The sequence below is a fragment of the Roseibium sp. AS2 genome (assembly GCF_038900065.1).
Lineage (GTDB): Bacteria > Pseudomonadota > Alphaproteobacteria > Rhizobiales > Stappiaceae > Roseibium.
This window is the reverse complement of record NZ_JBBMQN010000001.1, coordinates 209,845-228,022: the sequence shown is the minus strand read 5'-3', so window position 1 is coordinate 228,022 and position 18,178 is coordinate 209,845. Positions and strand designations below refer to the sequence as shown.

Here is an 18,178-nt window from a genome sequence, read left to right as displayed (position 1 = left end):
GGCGAGTGGCTTGGGCGGGAAGGAAACTTGCGGTGCATTCGGAACGACTGACCAAAAGGGGGCTGGAAGGGGAATAGCGGATTTGAACACAACTGCTCGTAAAGCGGACATTTGTGTGCCGCGTGCGAATAGTCTTTTCCGGCCCGAAGCGGACATAGGGCACTTTGCAGCAAAAGTCTGCTTCGAGCCCGAAATCAGAGTTCATCGCACTGCACTGAAGGTCTTGGATGGGCTGTGGTTTCAACGGATCGACGCAACACAGGCGTCAAATTTTTCTGCTGGTGTTTGGTATTGCAAAGTCTTTCTCGGTCGCTCGTTGAGTTGGCGTGCAGTTGCGCTGAGCTTACCCGGAGATCAACAAATGCTGAAAAGCACAACCCCGGACTGTCCTGCTATTTGTCCACGTCTCTATCAAAAACCAAGCGCCTGCTTGGTTCAAGCAGGCGCTCCAATTTCCACCGGCGATTTGCAATGGGTTATGGCATCATTCCTAATCTCAACCGCCCTGACGTCCATGTTAGAGACATACATGTGAATGCCAGATCAGGCGACTGGCGATTTTTCAATTCAAGCCGCCTTTATTTGGGCATTTGATTTAATGTCATCAAGGAAGGATCCAACTTGGTCGCGAAGCTGTTGCGCTTCCTGTTCGAGACTTTGCGACGCTGCAAATACCGTATCAGCGGCTTCCTGGGTGACGGTTGCAGCTTCGGAAACGCCAGAAATGTTCTCCGACACTTCCTGTGTTCCAGACGCCGCCCGTTGAATGTTGCTTGCAATCTCTGTCGTTGCATCTCCTTGCTGATCGACGGCTGAAGAGATGCTGACAGTGATATCGTTGATTTGTGCTACCGTTTCTGTAATTTCCGCAATAGCTTCAACAGCGAGGCTGGTTTCACCTTGGATAGAGGAAATCTGAGCGGAAATTTCCTCGGTCGCCTTGGAGGTCTGAGTAGCCAACTCCTTCACTTCCGAAGCAACAACAGCAAACCCTCTACCTGCCTCTCCTGCCCGCGCAGCCTCGATGGTTGCGTTGAGTGCCAGAAGATTGGTTTGTTCTGCAATTGCCTGAATGAGGGATACGACCTCACCAATGCGTCCGGCAGCTTCTGACAAACCTTGAATTCGCTCATTCGTCTGAGACGCCTGGGCCGAAGCATTCGAAGCGATCTCGCTGGAAGATCCGACTTGCCGACCAATTTCAGAAACCGATGCAGCCAGCTCTTCAGCAGCAGCAGCAACAGTTTCGGTATTATTGGAGGCGCTGGAAGCTGCGCCAGCAACAGCCTCACTTCGGAGGGTCGTCTGTTGAGCTCCGGCATTCAGGTTTTCAGATGCGTTTTTCAATCCATCGACAGATCCGGTGATCGTATCAAGCAGCCCACGAACCTTCCCTTCAAAATCGGAAGATAGGTTTTGGATGTTTTCGGACCGTTCCAGATCTTCCGTCTGACGGTTGGCTTGTTCTGACTCAAGCGTACGCCTCGCATTTTCATTTTCGACAAAAGTCTCCATAGCTTCTGCCATGGCTCCGATTTCGTCGCGACGCCCTGTTCCTACAATAGAAATGTCTGCATCACCGGATGCTAGTTTTATCATATTGCTGGTCAACGCTGACAACGGCCTGGTCATATTGCGGATTACAGCGAACGCAATTGTTCCGGCAAGTAGCGCCCCGGCAAGAACAACGATGGCCAGAGTGACCGCTTTTGACATGAAGGTGGCTTCAATATCGTCGATATAGTTCCCTGTGGCAAAAATCCAGCCCCATGGTTTGAACGGAGCCGCCCATGTCGCTTTCGGGATAGGAGTTTCCTCACCTTTTCGCGCCCAACTATAGTAGAGTAAACCGCCGCCATCCTTGGCGACCTGAACCATTTCGCGAATATGATGCTTGCCGTTCTTGTCTTTGGCATCCCAGCCGTTCGTACCTTCAAGCTTGGCATTATTGCTGACAACTCGCTTGCCTTTGAAATCAATAACGAACGCGTAGTTTTTACCGTCATAGGTAGCTGCTCGGATGACGTTCCCGGCTTGCGTCATGGCTTGTTCTTTTGTGAGCTCGCCACTCTTTTCCAGCTCGTGAAAGTAATTTGCAATTGATGCCGAGAATTCGACAACGGTTTCGGCTTTGGCGGCCCGCTCCGCAAATAGCGTTGAGCGAAGCGAAAGTACCTGGTAGCCAGCCAGCACGATCGCAAGCACCCCGGCCAAAACCATCGGAATCCAAATTTTTGCACCAATGCTATAGTTGTTTAAATTCATACCCGCCTCCAAAACCAAACTTTATCTATCTTTTGCGAGAAACAACTTAACCAAGGCTGAAGGTTCGTATTGTTGTTGGGTTTTGGTATGAAAAACTGTTTGAAGTCGCGAATGCTCCACACTTACCATCGACAATTGTACGAATATGTTTTTGGAATCAGTGCTCTGAGCTACTCCCCATCTGTTGGACAGCTTCCGATGTAAGTTAAGCTACTCTCTGCACCTGCTGATCGGGTTGGTGTAGTTCAATACGTTGCCATAGACCAAGGCAGGCGGTTTGCCGCCAAGGGCTGAGTGCGTGCGTTTCCGGTTGTAAAAGTCCATCCATTTCCGAACGCCAGCCCTGGTTTGCGAGCCGGTTTCCCAGGCATGCAGATAAACGCACTCGTATTTGAGCGTGCGCCATCGTTCCGATGGACCAAACGCCAAGCATGCACTAACAATCAAAATGGACCAACCTGGTGGGGCCGATCAGGAGCCATTCACCCCATCCGCACTGCTGCCATTCGTTTTGGCCGCAGCGAATTCACCGGATGGGCGGAAAGTGTGAATTCGCTGCGCCCTAAATGAACGCCAGCTTTCAGGACCCAATCGAGAACCGGCGAACGTCCGATGGGGGAGCGCGAAGCTGTCATTCATTTGGAAGGTGCCCCATGCCGGCCCTGGGCCGACCGCGTCCTTCCTCTCAACACCCCAAGACAAGAAAGGGCGGCCCGATGGACCGCCCTCTCGTATTCTCGCTGAGCGTTAGGCTTCTTAGAAGCCCATGCCGCTTCCCCGTGCCGCAAAGCGGCGCACCTCGAAAATGATGGTCGGCGCCGCATGCAAAAAGGGCAGCCTATCGGCCGCCCTTTCGTATTCTCGCTGAGCGTAAGGCTTCTTAGAAGCCCATGCCGCCACTGAACCCGCCGTAGCGGGTTCAGCATGTAAGGTGATGGTCGGCTTTATGGGCTTCTTAGAAGCCCATGCCGCCCATGCCGCCCATGTCGCCGCCCGGCATTGCCGGAGCTGCGTCCTTCTTCGGAAGTTCGGCAACCATGGCTTCGGTGGTGATCAGGAGACCGGCAACGGAAGCCGCGTCCTGCAGAGCAGTCCGGACAACCTTGGTCGGGTCGATGATACCGGCTTCGATCATGTTGACGAACTCTTCCGTCTGGGCGTTGAAGCCGAAGGTCGGGTCGTTGTTTTCCTGGATCTTGCCGACAACGATGGAGCCTTCGACGCCAGCGTTTTCAACGATCTGACGGATCGGGGACTCCAGAGCGCGCAGAACGATCTTGATGCCGGCTGCGATGTCGGAATTGGCCGAGGTCAGTTTCTCAACCGCGATCTTCGCACGCAGCAGAGCCACGCCGCCACCCGGGACGATGCCTTCTTCGACGGCAGCGCGGGTTGCGTTGAGAGCGTCGTCGACGCGGTCTTTCTTTTCCTTCACTTCGATTTCGGTCGCACCGCCGACGCGGATGACCGCAACGCCGCCAGCGAGCTTGGCAAGGCGTTCCTGCAGCTTCTCACGGTCGTAATCGGAAGTGGTTTCCTCGATCTGGGCCTTGATCTGACCGACGCGGCCGTTGATATCATCCTTGGAACCGGCACCATCGACGATGGTGGTGGTTTCCTTGGTGATGGCGACCTTCTCGGCGGTGCCGAGCATGTCGAGGGTGACATTCTCGAGCTTGATGCCGAGGTCTTCGGAAATCACCGTGCCGCCCGTCAGGATGGCGAGGTCTTCCAGCATGGCCTTGCGGCGGTCGCCGAAGCCCGGAGCCTTGACAGCAGCGATTTTCAGGCCACCGCGCAGCTTGTTGACGACGAGGGTCGCAAGAGCTTCGCCTTCGACGTCTTCTGCAATGATCAGCAGCGGACGGGAAGACTGAACGACAGCTTCCAGGATCGGCAGCATGGCCTGCAGGTTGGAGAGTTTCTTCTCGTGCAGCAGGATGTAAGGCTTTTCCAGGTCGGCCAGCATCTTGTCGGCATTGGTGACGAAGTAAGGAGACAGGTAGCCGCGGTCGAACTGCATGCCTTCAACGACTTCAAGCTCGGTCTCGAGAGACTTGGCTTCCTCGACCGTGATCACGCCTTCGTTGCCGACTTTCTGCATGGCTTCGGCAATGTCCTGGCCGACCTGCTCGTCACCGTTCGCGGAAATGGTGCCGACCTGGGCAACTTCAGCGGAGGTGGTGATCGGCTTGGAAGCGGCTTCCAGGGCCTTGACGGCTTCGGCTGCGGCCATGTCGACGCCGCGCTTCAGGTCCATCGGGTTCATGCCGGCGGCAACAGCCTTGGCGCCTTCCTTGACGATGGACTGAGCCAGAACGGTCGCGGTGGTGGTTCCGTCGCCAGCGATGTCGTTGGTCTTGGAGGCCACTTCGCGCACCATCTGGGCGCCCATGTTCTCGAACTTGTCTTCAAGTTCGATTTCCTTGGCAACGGAAACACCGTCCTTGGTGATGCGCGGTGCGCCGAAGGACTTGTCGAGAACGACGTTACGGCCTTTCGGGCCGAGGGTCACCTTGACGGCGTTGGCGAGCGTGTCCACGCCGCGGAGCATGCGCTCGCGGGCGTCGGAACCGAATTTTACTTCTTTAGCAGACATGGGATCGTCTCACTTGTTTGTGGAATTTGATTGAGATCAGGAGCGGTTCGCTGGAACTTAAGCGATCACGCCCATGATGTCGGATTCCTTCATGATCAGGAGGTCTTCACCATCGATCTTGACTTCGGTGCCGGACCATTTGCCGAACAGAACGCGGTCGCCGGCCTTGACGTCGAGCGTAACGATCTCGCCATTGTCCTTGCGGGCGCCGTTGCCGACAGCGATGATTTCGCCTTCCTGCGGCTTCTCCTTGGCGGAGTCCGGAATGATGATGCCGCCAGCGGTCTTTTCTTCAGAGTCTACGCGGCGAACGACAACACGGTCGTGCAGTGGACGGAATGCCATAACACTGTTTCCTCTCATGAGCGCGCCCCCACGCATAAGGCAGCGCGCGAGACATGATCATTGGGTTGACATGCACGGAAGGATCGAGCCTCCCGTCGCGCGTTAGCACTCCTTAACAGCGAGTGCTAACGGCGCCATGGATTTATGAAGCCGCGTCGCTCTTGTCAATGCTTTGTGAAGATAAATCGTTCGCCCGAACCGCCTGTGTCGGCGATTGAGCCAGCCGAAACCGCGGCCCCGCAGCCTTGCCGGGGCCCGCAACCGGTCTTCAGTTGGCGTCGGTTGCAGCGCCGGTCACTGTAAAGGGCAGGGTGAAGGCGGACTGGGTGCCGCCGATCTCGTCCTTGAACCGGGTTTCGATCCGGTAGGCGCCCGCCGGCAGTCCGCTGAATTCGAAGGAGAGCGCCGCGGACAGCTCCCGCTGCCTGGTGCGGCCGCTGCCGGAAAAGGTCGCGAAATTGTCCTGTTCGGCCAGAACCTGGTCGGCAGGGGTCAGCAGACGGAAACTTGCCGTCAGTTCATAGGCATATCCGGTACCGGTCTCCCGGAACCCGTATCCGACGGGTTCGGCATAGACGGACAGGGGGTCCTCGCCCGTGAACACCGCTTCGCCGCGCGGGGTGTATTGCCCGTAGCCTGTCGAAGGACCGTTGGTGAAGGTGACGCGGGTGAAGGCAAGGCCCGATGCGGTCCAGGCCTGATCGAAGGCGTCGAGCGCATTCTGGAAAGCGGCGGGCGGGCTGGCGGCTTCGGACTGGGCTTGCGCGCCGGTCAATCCCGCAAGCAAACCGACGGCGATCAGACCGGCGGATACGATCCGCCCAGGAGCACGACTTCCAGCCACCATTCTCATATTCCCCGCACGCCGTTAAATCTTGTCGTTCTTAGCGATTTTGCCGATATAGACCGACTTGACCGATTACACAAGACAATGCGTGCGATGCGGTAAACACCCGTTCAAGCAAAGCCGAAATAATTCTCCGAGATTGAAGAGAACCGGAGTGGTCTTAAGGCCGTCCAGTCCGTGTCTGTGCATTCCGGTTACGGCTCTAAGCTCACATACACCGGGACGACCACGACTGCCGTTTGCGATAGATTGTCGAAGGACTGATTTCCAGCGCTGCCGCGGCCATCGAGATGTTGCCGTCAAAGGCATCCAGCGCATCTTCTATGATCCGCCGTTCCTGTGCCCAGAGCGGTTCGATCGTGCCGAACGGGCGGCTCGGGGGAGCGGCGCGGGAGCGTTCCCGGGACAGGTCGATCAGGGCGTTCGGCCGGGCGCTCTGGTCCCGGATCACCAGCGGCAGCATGTCGTAGGTGACTGCTGCGCCGTCGTTCATGACCACCATCTGCCGTATGGTGTTCTCAAGCTGACGAACGTTTCCGGGCCAGGCATAGGCAACGATCCGCGCTTCGGCGTCCGCGTCGAAGCCCTTGAAGGATCTGCGTTCCTCCGAGGAGTACCGGTCAAGGAACGTTTCCGCGAGCGGCAGGATGTCATCCCGGCGTTCGCGCAGGGGCGGAAGATGGATCGGCAACACGTGAAGGCGGTAATAGAGGTCTTCCCGGAACCGGCCGGCCGTGATTTCCGCCACCGGATTGCGGTTGGTGGCGCAGATGATGCGCGCATCGACCTTGCGGGTCTGCGTGTCACCGAGCCTCTGAAAGGTTCCCGTCTGCAGGAAGCGCAGCAGCTTGCTCTGCAGAAGAAGGTCCATTTCGCCGATTTCATCCAGAAACAGGGTGCCGCCATCGGCCTGTTCCGCGGCGCCGGCGCGATTGTCGGCCGCCCCGGTGAACGCGCCGCGCACATAACCGAAAATCTCGCTCTCGATGAGGTCGCGAGGAATGGCGGCGCAGTTCAGGGTGACGAAACGGCTGGCCTGCCGTTCCGACTGGTCGTGAACGGCATTGGCGCAGAGTTCCTTGCCTGTGCCGGATTCTCCGGTGATGAACACGGGCGCCTGCGAGGGGGCCATCCGGGCGATCTGGTCGTGAATGTCGCGCATCTGCGAAGACACGCCGATCAGCGGGGCCGGCCCGGCCTGGGACTGCCGGGAGGAGGGCACCGAAAGCTGGGCCGGGGATGCTGCGCTGTTGTTGCGCAGGATCACGGGCTCGCGAGGTTCCGGCACGGTCCTGGCTGCCGCGGCCGGCATCGGCCGGCGCTGGTCGAGCTGGAAGACGATCTTCGTTGCAAGCGCGTCCAGGGAAAACGGCTTCGTGAGAAAGTCGTGGGCACCGGCGCGCATGGCACTGACGGCGCGGGACACCGAGCCTTTCGCGGACACCGCGATGATGACCGCTCTCGGACAGCGCACCGCATATGCCTCGAGCGCGTCGTCGCCGCCGATGGTTTCCAGGTCGATGACAAGAATGTCCGTCGTCTTGTCCGCCAGGTCCTGCAGGCAGGAGGCCGAATCCGTATAAAGAATGGGGTCCGAGCAGGCCGTTGACAATTTGGCGCAAACCGCGGACGTGCGGGCCGCTTCCGAAGCCGATGCGTCCAGCACGCGTACAATTTCAGGCAGGTCCTTGCCCTCGATACTCCCCATTGCTGGGCAACTCCCATCGTGCGATCTGCGACATGCGAATACCGAAGCATTCTTCGCACTGATTCTTCTTCGAACAGGGTAAACAAAGCGTTGTCAGAAGACGCAATTTGCACAATTAGCTGACAACGGGGCGCTTCGCGGCCGCTCAGCCGGCGGCAAAGAGGTAGCCGGCGAAGAAACAAATCACCGCAAGGAGGACGGCAAGGGGCAGGGGAACAGGCAGGTGCGCCAGGCGGCTGAGTGACGGCGTGTCCGGACCTGCCCGGTCCTGGAGCACGGGCGTGTCTGACCGGCCGGTCTCGAATTCGGTCCCGAATCCGGTCTTGGTATCGTCGGGCAGCGGCTCGGCCTCGGCGATCGGATGCGGGCCGGACTGGCTGCCGCGATCCGAAGGCCTGCCGGTCCGCACGGGGGACTTGCCGGGGTGTCCATCCGGATTGAGGGAGACCACACTGGCAGTGCCCGGCAACGGGCTGCGACCGGCAGCCGGGGAGATGAACTCCGGAGCATAGCTGCCCTTGGGAATGACAATGCGTATGGCAGCGCCGGCACCGGAGCCCGAATAGTATTTTTCAAGCCGTCTGCGCAGGCGCGCCGCTTCAACCCGCACGATCGGATCGGTGACGGGATTGAATTCCTCCGGCCGGCCGAGCGCCTCGACGGCGATCGTGTAGCCTTTCAGCTTGTCCTGCTGATTGGCGAGGGTCGCACGAACGATGAAGCCGAGAAACGAACGCAGTTGGGGAGCTGACTGGAACTCGGGGCTCTGCAATGTCGAGACAAGCGCCGCCTGCACCACGTCCTGATCGAGCGGCGGGTTCACCTCCTGGGCGCTCCGGGAGGGCAGGCCGCCCTCATGCTGTGCTGATTTCAAGTGATCCATGGGGTTCGGAGAATTCCGACCTCGGCTGCGTTCATCTGACTTTTGGTTTCGCAAGGGTGTTTGGAACGCTCGTTACTGTGTCGGTCCGGTGGCTTGCAGACCAGCTCCAGCGAGAATTCGATCAAAATTACGGTTACCACGACAAAACTTCCCCTGAGTAAGTTTACCGGAAGCCCGTCAGGTTGCATAGTCCAAAAGCCGGCGCCCGGCACCGGAAACGATTATGGCGCGGTTCGAAGGCAGGGGCCACCATGTGCCCGCGAACCGGGTGACAAAACACAGATTTTACTGAACAGACAAACCAAAATCGGGGACAAGTCCCGGATTTCACGTCTTAAAGCGGCTTGCGGATTCGGTGGCGACTGGTTCTTAAGGCATGATTAACCAGTAATTTTTGATTCGGATCGGAACATTCCACCGCCATGGGCCGGACAGGGACCATTTTTGTAGCAGTATGTATGGCCGTGATCGCTTTGTCGTCCGCGACGGTCCTGGTCTTCCAGTTCGGCCGTCCGTTCGGTGAAGCCGTCTCCCTGTCGCTTGCGCTGATGTGCACGATGATCCTTTTCCATCTCCTCATCGGCCGGGCACGGGACCGGGGTGCCGTCAGCGAGGCGGTTGACCGTCTCGAGGAGCGCATGGCGGATCTCGACGACGATGTCGGCAATCTCGAGGGCCGCCTCACCGGCATGGAACATTCCGCGCCGCGCCGGACCCGCGCCGAGATCGATCCATTGTTCGCGGAAGTCGAGGTGCTGGGCACCCTGGTCAAGCAGATGGCCGAAGCCATGTCGGACCTGGAAACCAGGGTCGAGGACCAGCAGGCGATCGCGCCGCCGCCGCAAAGACCGGGTCTGCCGCACTACCAGCAGCCCCATCCGGGCGAACGCGAACCGGCTTACGCGGCGCCGCAACAGCCACCCGCACAATTTGTTTCGCCGCCGGCGCGGGCGCCGCAGGATCCCTATGCCGTCGATCCGGCGCACCAGCGGCGGGACGTGGGGAACATCGACAACCGCTATCCCGCCCACGCGCCGAGGCGCGAGGACCTCTCGCAAACCGGCGACTATCTCCACGCGGACAATCGGGGGCAGGGCAGCGTCCCCCCGTCCACCGACCCGGTCATGGAACCGCAGCCACCGAAGCCCAATCTGGCGATGCGGGAACTGATCACCTCCGCGCTGAACGCCAACCGGGTGGAACTGCATCTACAGCCCATCGTCACGCTGCCGCAGCGCCAGGTGAAGTTCTACGAGGCCTTCACCCGCTTGCGCGATGCGGAAGGCACCCTTGTCGAAGCGGGATCCTTCCTGCCCGAAGCCATTTTGTCCGGACAGATCGCCCGCATCGACAATCTGCTGCTGTTCCGCTCGATCCAGGTGGTACGCCGGCTGACGTCGCGCAATCGCAACGCGATCCTGTTCTGCAACATCTCGGCGCTGACGCTTGTCGACGAAACGTTCTTCCCGGGCTTCCTGGAATTCGTCAAGGCCAACCAGAACTTCGCGGATGTGCTGGTGTTCGAGTTCTCGCAGTCCGATGTCGCTGAAATGGGGGCGATGGAGCTGGAAAGCCTGAGCGCGCTGTTCGAACTCGGCTTCCGGTTCTCGGTCGACCGGATCTCGGACATGAAGATGGATTTCAATTCACTGGCGGGCCGCGGCTTCAAATACGGCAAGCTTCATGCCGACTATCTCATCGGCCGGCGGGAGGCCAAGCACGGTCACATTCACCCGTCGGATTTCGGCGATCTGCTGCATCGCTACGGCATGCAGCTGATCACCGATCACGTCGAGACGGAATCGCAGGTTCTGGAACTTCTCGACTACGATGTGACGCTGGCGCAGGGCACGTTGTTCTCGCCGCCCCGCCCCGTCAGGGCGGAGGTCCTGCAGGGCGCGCCGGCTCCCGGTCCCAAGAGATCCGCAATGGGCTGACCAGCCCGGTCTCGGAAGCCGTTTTCACGTTACTGCCCTGAAACCGGATTGCACGGGTCCATGGACGCGCCCGTCCAAGGCCGGCCGCGCCCTGTCGCGCACCATCAGCCCTGTTTCGGCCCGACCGTCACGATGGTCGGGGTCTTGCCTGCCAGAAGCCGTTTGGCAACGCTGCGCACATCCTCGAGGGTGACTGCGTCGATCTCGCTGTTGCGGCGGTCGAAATAGTCGACGCCGAGATCGGCATTTTGCAGAGCCACCAGCTGGCTGGCGATCTTGCCGGAACTGTCGAAGCGCAGCGCGTAGGATCCGGTCAGATATTGTTTGGCAGACCGCAGCTCGTCATCCGTGGGCCCCTGTGTCGCCATGCGTTCGATCTGGGCGCGCATGACATCAACGGCTTCCCCGGCCCGATCCGCCTTGGTCGCGGCGGAACCGATCAGAAGACCTGTGTGGAGATAGGGCGACAGGGAGGTGCCGGTGCTGTAGGACAGGCCGCGCTTTTCCCGGACCTCCTGGTACATCCAGGAGGTGAATGTGCCGCCCCCCAGAATGTGGTTCATGACATAGGCGGCCTGGTAGTCGGGATCGTTCCGGGTCAGTCCGGGCAGTCCGAGCAGGATCGTCGTCTGGGGAACCGCGAGGGTTTGAGAGATCCTTTCGCCGAAGGCCGGCTCCAGATCCGGCACGGGCACGAGATCCGCCTTTTCCGGCAACTGCGCGAAGACATTGTCCAGGATCTTCGCCAGCGTTTCGGCGTCGATTGCACCGACGACCCCGATGGTGAGCCCTTCCGTGGCCAGAAGCCTGCGATGCTGGGCGGTCAGGTCAGCGGGGGTCAGTTGCTCAAGGGTTGCCGCGGTTCCAAGTGTTGGCTGCGCATAAGGGTGGTCCCCGAACATGGCATTTGCGAGGGAGCGTCCGGCAATCGCGTCCGGATCGCTTTCATTGCGCCGCGCCCGTGTTGTCAACTGGGCCTTCATGCGCTCGACCGGTTCTTCGTCGAAGCGGGGGGCGTTGACCGCAAGCGCAAGCAGCTCCGCGGCGTCCTGAAGCGTGGGGGTCAGGGTCCGCATGCTGCCGTAGAACCGGTCCTTGCCGGTGCTGAAGCTGATGCTGACCGCAAGCTCTTCCTGACGGGCCTGGAAGGCTTCGGCTTCCAGGTCTCCCGCGCCTTCATCGAGCGTCGCTGCAAGCAGGCGGGTCAGGCCTTGTTTGCCCTCCGGATCTTGCGCGGAGCCGCCATTGAACGAGAAATTCAGGGCGACCAGGGGAACGGTGTGGTCCTCGACCAGCCAGGCCTCGATGCCACCGGGGCTCGTGACCTGCTGGATCTCCACGGCCTGCGCCAGCCGGACGGCCCCGAACAGGGCGATCGGGGTCAGAAAGAGGACGGCCAGGCAGCCGCGAAACGTGATCTTTGCGGCCATGTCAGGACTTGTCCTTCAATTTGGGGGTATCGGTCCGGGCGGCATCCGGCACCTGGGGGGCCTCCATGCGCAATTCGCCGGTAACGGGAAGCGAGGTGAGATAGGCGCGTGCGGCGGCCAGCACGTCGTCTGGCGTGACTGCGCTTACCTGGGCGGGCCAGGTCTGCACGTCTTCCACGGTCAGCCCGATCGAGAGCGCGCCGCCGAACAGGCGCGCGAGTTGCGACTGGCTGTCCTGGGCATAGATGGCCCCCGCGATCATGCTGTTCTTGGCCCGCTCGACCTCCGCCTCGCTGACGCCGGTTTCCAGAAGAGTTTCGAGCTCGGCGGCAATCAGCTGTTCCATCTCTTCAAGCGTATGGCCGGACTGCGGGGAGGCATACACCCCGAAGCGGCCGTCATCGAGCGCGCTGCCCTGGTAGTAGGCGCCGGCGCTCAGAGCCGCTTCCTTGTCGAGCACAAGCGACTTGTGCAACCGGCTCGAGGGGCCTTGCCCCAGAATATAGGCCAGCACGTCCAGCGTCTCCGGGGTCCGTCCGGTACCGGTCGACTGACTGGGCACGATCCATGTCCGCGACAAGGACTCCTGCCGGACGCGCGGGTCACTGACGGCGATGCGGCGTTCACCGGAAAGGGGCGGCTCCGCGGGCCGGACGCGGGCGCCCGGTTCGGCGCGCCGCTGGACCTTGCCGTATGTGGCGGACGCCAACGCGCGGATCCGGTCCACTTCGACATCGCCCGCGATCACGACCACGGCGTTGTTGGGCGTATAGAACCTGTCGTAGAACGCGATCGCGGATTCCTTGTTCAGGGCCTCGATTTCGCTTTGCCAGCCGATGACCGGCGATCCGTACGGATGATTGACGAAGGTGATCGCGTTGACGGCCTCGCGCAGGCGGGAACCGGGTTCGCTGTCCACGCGCATGCGCCGCTCCTCCAGCACCACATCGCGTTCGGGATCAACGACGTCGTCCGTCAGGACGAGGTGTTCCATCCGGTCGGCTTCCAGCTCCATCATCAGCGGCAGGTGCTCCTTTGCAACCCGCTGAAAATAGGCCGTGTAGTCCGCGCTGGTGAACGCGTTTTCCTGACCGCCGCGCTCGGCAACCATCCTGGAAAAGGCTCCGTCGGGGTTGGTCGTCGTTCCCTTGAACATCAGATGCTCCAGGAAATGCGCGACACCGGATTGTCCTTCCGGTTCGTCCGCCGAACCGACCTTGTACCAGATCATGTGGGTGACGACAGGTGCGCGCCGGTCCGGGATCACGACAACCTGCAGCCCGTTCTCCAGGGTGAAGCTTTCCAGATTGGGGGCAACGATGATCTGGGCGGCATTGCCGCTTTGGCCAGCTGCGCCGGTGTCGCCGACGGCCGGGCCGCCGAGAAGCAGGACCGGGACAAACGCCAGCCCGAGAGCCGTGCGCATGCGGGATGACCGCAGCCAGGGACGCCGATTGGATAGTGGGTTCACGTGCAACTCCCGAATTCTGTTTTCCGAAGACCCTGTCACCGCACCTGTCACCGCGCCTGCGGGCTCTCCCGGTGACCTGTCTGGTGATCTGGCCGTATTGTCCGATCGAATGTCCGGATGTCCCGCCGAGACCGGTCGGCCTTCGCTGGCAGGCACAAAAAAACCTCCGCTCCCTTTCCATATAGGAACCCGGGAACGAAGGTCTCGTTACATTTTTGTCATCGACTGCAATGCCGCAGGGGCGTTACCGGCAAAATTCGGATTTGCCTTCCAGGCACCGCGGATCAAGCGGCTTGTCGTCGTAGGGATCGATGTTGGTCGCCTTCCTCTTGGCCTTGACGACCACCGGCATCGGCGCGTCCGGAGACGGAGTGCTGTAGGTTGTCGGCGGATCGATCAGATAGCGCCGTGAGGCCAGGCCGCTCTGGTCGATGCCGGCCTTCTGAGCCGTGATTTTCTGCAGCCGTTCCCATTCCGCCTTCTGTTCGGCGCTCGTCTGGACATCGCCTTCCAGAAGCTCTCTCTCACGCTCCTCGGCGGTGCGATTGCGCTGCTCCGTTCCGGTGACGCCGGTGATCCTGAACCCGCGCATCTGCTCGGGTGTCAGAGGATCCTGCTGACTGCCGGATTTGGCGTAAAGCTGCTTGAGTTCGGTCAGCTGCGCGTTTTCCTGCTGCTGCGGCCAGTCCGCCGACTGGGTGCCGGCGACATTGGTTTCCGGTTCCGGAAGGCTGGTCGGCTCGGACGGCATGGCCAGCGGCGCGCGCGGCTTGTAGTCGATCGGCTTTTCGTTCGGGTCGACGGCGCCCAGGCCGCGCATCATGCTGGTCACCAGAGCCGTGTCCGGCGCCTGGCTTGTGCCGTCTGCTGCCTGACAGGCTGCCAGCCCGGCCAGCAGCACCAGAACCGAAGACCTTTTTACCAAATCGACCACTGTCCGCGACACGGCAGACTCCCCGAATTACATTCACTGTTGCGCACATGGTCGCGCGCAATGCCTCAGCCCGGCGTTAAACCGCTATTTTGCGGCTGAATTAGGACCATTTTGAAAACTGTCATACAGGAGACCGACCACGCCCGCAACGATCCACACGTCCGCCAGGTTGAAGACATACCAGGAGAAGGTGCCGACGTGAAAATGCACGAAGTCGACAACGGCGCCATAGGCCAGCCGGTCGATGCCGTTTCCGACCGCCCCGCCGATGACCAGCGCAAGCGCCAGTGCCAGCAGCCTGGACGCGCATCTTGCCGACCAGATCCAGAGCCCGGCGGTCACCACGACCGTGAGCCCCGCCAGCAGCCAGCGGCCCAGATCGCTGTGCTGCTGGAACAGGCCGTAGGAAATGCCACGGTTCCAGACCAGAACGATGTCCACGACCGGCAGCAGGCCGACCGGACCGTTCGCTGCCAGATCGAACCCGTGCACGAGCCAGAGTTTGGTTGCCTGGTCCAGAACCAGTCCGATCAGGGCAACGATGAGGACCAGCGCGCTGAAGCGGCCCCACAGCAGGGGCTGCTTCAGATGTGCAGAGCCGGTTTTTTCCGTATCGCTCATGAGGACGCTAGGCTTTCCGGTCAGGCCGTCGTATGGGCGGCGTCCCATTCACGCAGGGCAGCGGCGTCGCGCGGGGTGACATCCGGATACTCCGGATCCGTGCCCACATCCGGCAGGATCTTCCACGAACGGGCACACTTGCGGCCTTCCGCCAGCCCCGGAACCACGGCAACACCTGCGGTGTCGTCAAGCGTGAACGCGCTTTCCGGTGCCGGATCGCCGGACAGGGTCACCTGGCTGGTGATGGCGATATCCGCCAGATCCCGGCCTTTCAGCGCGCCCATCAACTCCGGATCGGTGACATGCACCACCGGATGGGCCTCCAGGGAGGAACCGATCCGCTTTTCCCGGCGCTCGATTTCCAGCGCCCCCGTGATGACCCGGCGCACTGTCCGGATCTTTGCCCACTTTTCTGCCAGCGCATCGTCGCGCCAGTCGGAAGGCACTGCCGGGAACTGCTCCAGATGCACGCAGGCGTCCTCGCCATGGCGCGAAGTCCAGCACTCGTCCATGGTGAAGGGCAGCATCGGTGCCAGCCAGGTCACCAGACAGTCGAACAGCTTGTCGATCACCTGAAGCGACGCCTTGCGGCGGGTGGAAGACGCGGCATCGCAATAAAGCGCGTCCTTGCGGATGTCGAAATAGAAGGCCGACAGCTCAACCGTCATGAAGGTGAACAGCTGGTGGAAGATCTTCTTGTAGTCGAATTCCCGGTAGCCTTCACGGACCAGCGCGTCCAGCTCCGTCAGCCGGTGCAGCATCAGCCGTTCCAGTTCGGGCATGTCGCCATGGGCGACTTCCTCACCGGTGGCATGGGCCAGCGACCCGAGCATCCAGCGCAGCGTGTTGCGCAGCTTGCGGTAACTGTCGACATTCGTCTTGATGATTTCCTGGCCGAGGCGCTGATCTTCCCAATAGTCGGTCGACGCGACCCACAGACGCAGGATATCGGCACCGTACTGCTTGATGATGTCCTGCGGGAAAACCTGGTTGCCCAGAGACTTGGACATCTTGCGTCCATCCTCTGCCATGGTGAAGCCGTGGGTCAGAACCGCGTCATAGGGCGCCTTGCCGCGGGTGCCGCAGCTTTCCAGGAGCGAGGAGTGGAACCAGCCGCGATGCTGGTCGGAGCCTTCCAGGTAGAGCACGTAATCGTTGCCGCCGTCCGGCTTGCGCTTCGGAGCGAGATCGGCGCGCTGTTCCAGCACGAAGGCGTGGGTGGAGCCTGAATCGAACCAGACATCCAGAATGTCGGTGACCATGTCCCAGTCGCCCGCCTGGTGGTCGTTGCCCAGGAAACGCTCCTTGGCGCCATCCTCGAACCAGGCGTCCGCGCCTTCCGCCGCGAAGGCGTCCCGGATGCGCTGATTGACCGTCTCGTCCTTCAGGACCTCGGCGCTCTCCTTGTGGATGAACACGGTGATCGGCACGCCCCAGGCGCGCTGGCGCGACAGCACCCAGTCCGGACGGTTCTCGATCATCGAACGCAGGCGTTTCTGGCCGCTGCCCGGCACGAAGCGTGTTTCGTCGATGGCCGTGAGCGCGCGTGCGCGCAGGGTGTCGCCTTTTCCGGACAGGTCCTTGTCCATATAGACAAACCATTGCGGCGTATTGCGGAAGATCACCGGTTTCTTGGAGCGCCAGGAATGCGGATAGGAATGGGTCAGACGGCCCAGGCCGATCAGGTTGCCCGCTTCCTTCAGCTTTTCGATCACGGCCTTGTTGGCCTTGCCCTTTTCACCCTTGTGGGTGATCACTTCAAAGCCTTCGAAACCGGGCGCGTCCTTCGTATAGAAGCCGTCGTCGGCAACCGTGAACGGGATCGCCGAACTGATGCCGCGCGCCTCCAGGTCGGCACGATTTGCCATCCAAATTTCAAAGTCGTCCGTACCGTGGCCCGGCGCCGTGTGCACGAAACCCGTGCCGGCGTCGTCGGTGACGTGATCGCCGTCGAGCAGCGGCACGTCGAAGTCGTAGCCTCCCAGATCGAGGCTCTCGAGCGGATGCGCGCAGGTCACGGTTGCAAGCTCTTCGGACGTGACCGCACGCAGACGCTTGAAGTCGGTGATGCGGGCATTCTTGAAAACATCGTCGGCAAGCGCATCGGCCAGCATCAGCTTGTCGCCCTGCTGCACCCAGTTGTCGTCCGGCAGACCGTCCTGTGTGACTTCAAAGATGGAATAGGCGATTCGTGAGGAATAGCTGATCGCCCGGTTGCCCGGAATGGTCCAGGGCGTGGTCGTCCAGATGACGACGGCGGCGTCCAGAAGCTGCTCGACGGCGACGTGATCGCTGCCGCCCGCGCTGACCACCGGGAACTTCACCCAGATCATGTCGGACTTGTGGTCGTGATACTCGATTTCGGCCTCGGCCAGAGCTGTCTTTTCGACAACCGACCACATCACCGGTTTGGAGCCGCGGTAGAGCTGCCCGGACATGGCGAACTTCATCAGTTCCTGCGCGATCACCGCCTCGCTTTCGAAGCGCATGGTCAGATAGGGATTGGCCCAGTCGCCCTCGATGCCGAGCCGCTGGAATTCCTTGCGCTGGACATCGATCCAGTGCTCGGCGAAGTCCCGGCATTCCTTCCGGAATTCGTTGATCGGCACTTCGTCCTTGTTCTTGCCCTTGGCGCGGTACTGTTCCTCGATCTTCCATTCGATCGGCAGGCCGTGACAGTCCCAGCCCGGAACGTAGTTGCTTTCAAAGCCCATCATCTGCATCGACCGGGTGACGATGTCTTTCAGCGTCTTGTTGAGCGCGTGGCCGATGTGGATGTTGCCGTTGGCATAGGGGGGGCCGTCATGAAGGATGAACTTGTCCCGGCCCTTGCCCTGTTCGCGCAGTTTTTCGTAAACCTGAAGGTTTTCCCAGCGGGCCAGGATTTCCGGCTCCTTCTTGGGAAGGCCCGCGCGCATGGGAAATTCGGTCTGCGGCAGGTTGAGGGTTTCTGAATAGTCGCGTTTGTCTGTCTCGGTCATCGTATGGTCGATCCGCTCGTTCGGGCGCAAGGCCCGCAGCTGATAAAGAGGTTTCTGCCCGCCTGTCGCCAGGCTGCAATTTGACTGCTGGAGGAGCCCGGTCCCTGGCGCCGCGTTGCCGCGTCAGCCGAAGGCCGGGCAAGTAATTCGCGAAATC

At 60.8% G+C, this 18,178-nt stretch carries 13 protein-coding genes and 1 pseudogene; 2 read left to right on the top strand and 12 right to left on the bottom strand.

Going from position 1 to position 18,178, the window contains the following annotated elements:
* The first annotated feature begins 82 nt into the window (after positions 1–82).
* Positions 83–535: a hypothetical protein gene (locus tag WNZ15_RS01015; RefSeq protein WP_342891068.1), complete on the top strand. Its 453-nt coding sequence runs from the start codon at positions 83–85 to the stop codon at positions 533–535.
* 32 nt (positions 536–567) lie between these two features.
* Here WNZ15_RS01015 and WNZ15_RS01010 read toward each other — a convergent pair whose 3' ends face one another.
* From WNZ15_RS01010 to WNZ15_RS00980, 7 genes and pseudogenes are all read right to left on the bottom strand, one after another.
* The gene (locus WNZ15_RS01010) at positions 568–2,265 is read right to left on the bottom strand and encodes a cache domain-containing protein (RefSeq protein ID WP_342891067.1); all 1,698 of its coding nucleotides are present in this window, start codon (positions 2,263–2,265) and stop codon (positions 568–570) included.
* Positions 2,266–2,475: 210 nt separating this feature from the next.
* Positions 2,476–2,670: pseudogene (locus WNZ15_RS01005) on the bottom strand (integrase core domain-containing protein); the annotation flags it as partial.
* Positions 2,671–3,220: 550 nt separating this feature from the next.
* Positions 3,221–4,864: a chaperonin GroEL gene (groL, locus tag WNZ15_RS01000; protein WP_342891066.1), complete on the bottom strand. Its 1,644-nt coding sequence runs from the start codon at positions 4,862–4,864 to the stop codon at positions 3,221–3,223.
* Positions 4,865–4,921: 57 nt separating this feature from the next.
* Complete coding sequence (gene groES, locus WNZ15_RS00995) at positions 4,922–5,209, bottom strand: co-chaperone GroES (RefSeq protein ID WP_342891065.1); 288 nt, start codon at positions 5,207–5,209, stop codon at positions 4,922–4,924.
* A 268-nt stretch (positions 5,210–5,477) separates the two neighbouring features.
* Positions 5,478–6,056, bottom strand: coding sequence for a hypothetical protein (locus WNZ15_RS00990; protein WP_342891064.1), 579 nt, complete (start codon positions 6,054–6,056; stop codon positions 5,478–5,480).
* A 208-nt stretch (positions 6,057–6,264) separates the two neighbouring features.
* Complete coding sequence (locus WNZ15_RS00985) at positions 6,265–7,764, bottom strand: sigma-54 dependent transcriptional regulator (protein WP_342891063.1); 1,500 nt, start codon at positions 7,762–7,764, stop codon at positions 6,265–6,267.
* Positions 7,765–7,909: 145 nt separating this feature from the next.
* Positions 7,910–8,647, bottom strand: a complete 738-nt coding sequence (locus WNZ15_RS00980) for a hypothetical protein (protein WP_342891062.1) — start codon at positions 8,645–8,647, stop codon at positions 7,910–7,912.
* Positions 8,648–9,105: 458 nt separating this feature from the next.
* On the opposite strand from WNZ15_RS00980, the gene WNZ15_RS00975 reads away from it, so the two are divergent.
* Positions 9,106–10,584, top strand: a complete 1,479-nt coding sequence (locus WNZ15_RS00975; protein WP_342891061.1) for an EAL domain-containing protein — start codon at positions 9,106–9,108, stop codon at positions 10,582–10,584.
* 104 nt (positions 10,585–10,688) lie between these two features.
* On the opposite strand, the gene WNZ15_RS00970 is transcribed toward WNZ15_RS00975, so the two are convergent.
* The 5 genes from WNZ15_RS00970 to ileS form a co-directional block, all read right to left on the bottom strand.
* Complete coding sequence (locus WNZ15_RS00970) at positions 10,689–12,014, bottom strand: pitrilysin family protein (protein ID WP_342891060.1); 1,326 nt, start codon at positions 12,012–12,014, stop codon at positions 10,689–10,691.
* Between the two features lies 1 nt (position 12,015).
* Positions 12,016–13,485 (bottom strand): pitrilysin family protein, encoded by a 1,470-nt coding sequence (locus tag WNZ15_RS00965; protein ID WP_342891059.1) that lies wholly within the window; start codon positions 13,483–13,485, stop codon positions 12,016–12,018.
* A gap of 244 nt (positions 13,486–13,729) precedes the next feature.
* Positions 13,730–14,431: a hypothetical protein gene (locus tag WNZ15_RS00960; RefSeq protein ID WP_342891058.1), complete on the bottom strand. Its 702-nt coding sequence runs from the start codon at positions 14,429–14,431 to the stop codon at positions 13,730–13,732.
* A gap of 72 nt (positions 14,432–14,503) precedes the next feature.
* The gene (gene lspA, locus WNZ15_RS00955) at positions 14,504–15,040 is read right to left on the bottom strand and encodes a signal peptidase II (RefSeq protein ID WP_342891057.1); all 537 of its coding nucleotides are present in this window, start codon (positions 15,038–15,040) and stop codon (positions 14,504–14,506) included.
* A 20-nt stretch (positions 15,041–15,060) separates the two neighbouring features.
* On the bottom strand, positions 15,061–18,021 hold the full coding sequence (ileS, locus tag WNZ15_RS00950) for an isoleucine--tRNA ligase (RefSeq protein WP_342891056.1): 2,961 nt from the start codon (positions 18,019–18,021) through the stop codon (positions 15,061–15,063).
* Between the last annotated feature and the right edge of the window lie 157 nt (positions 18,022–18,178).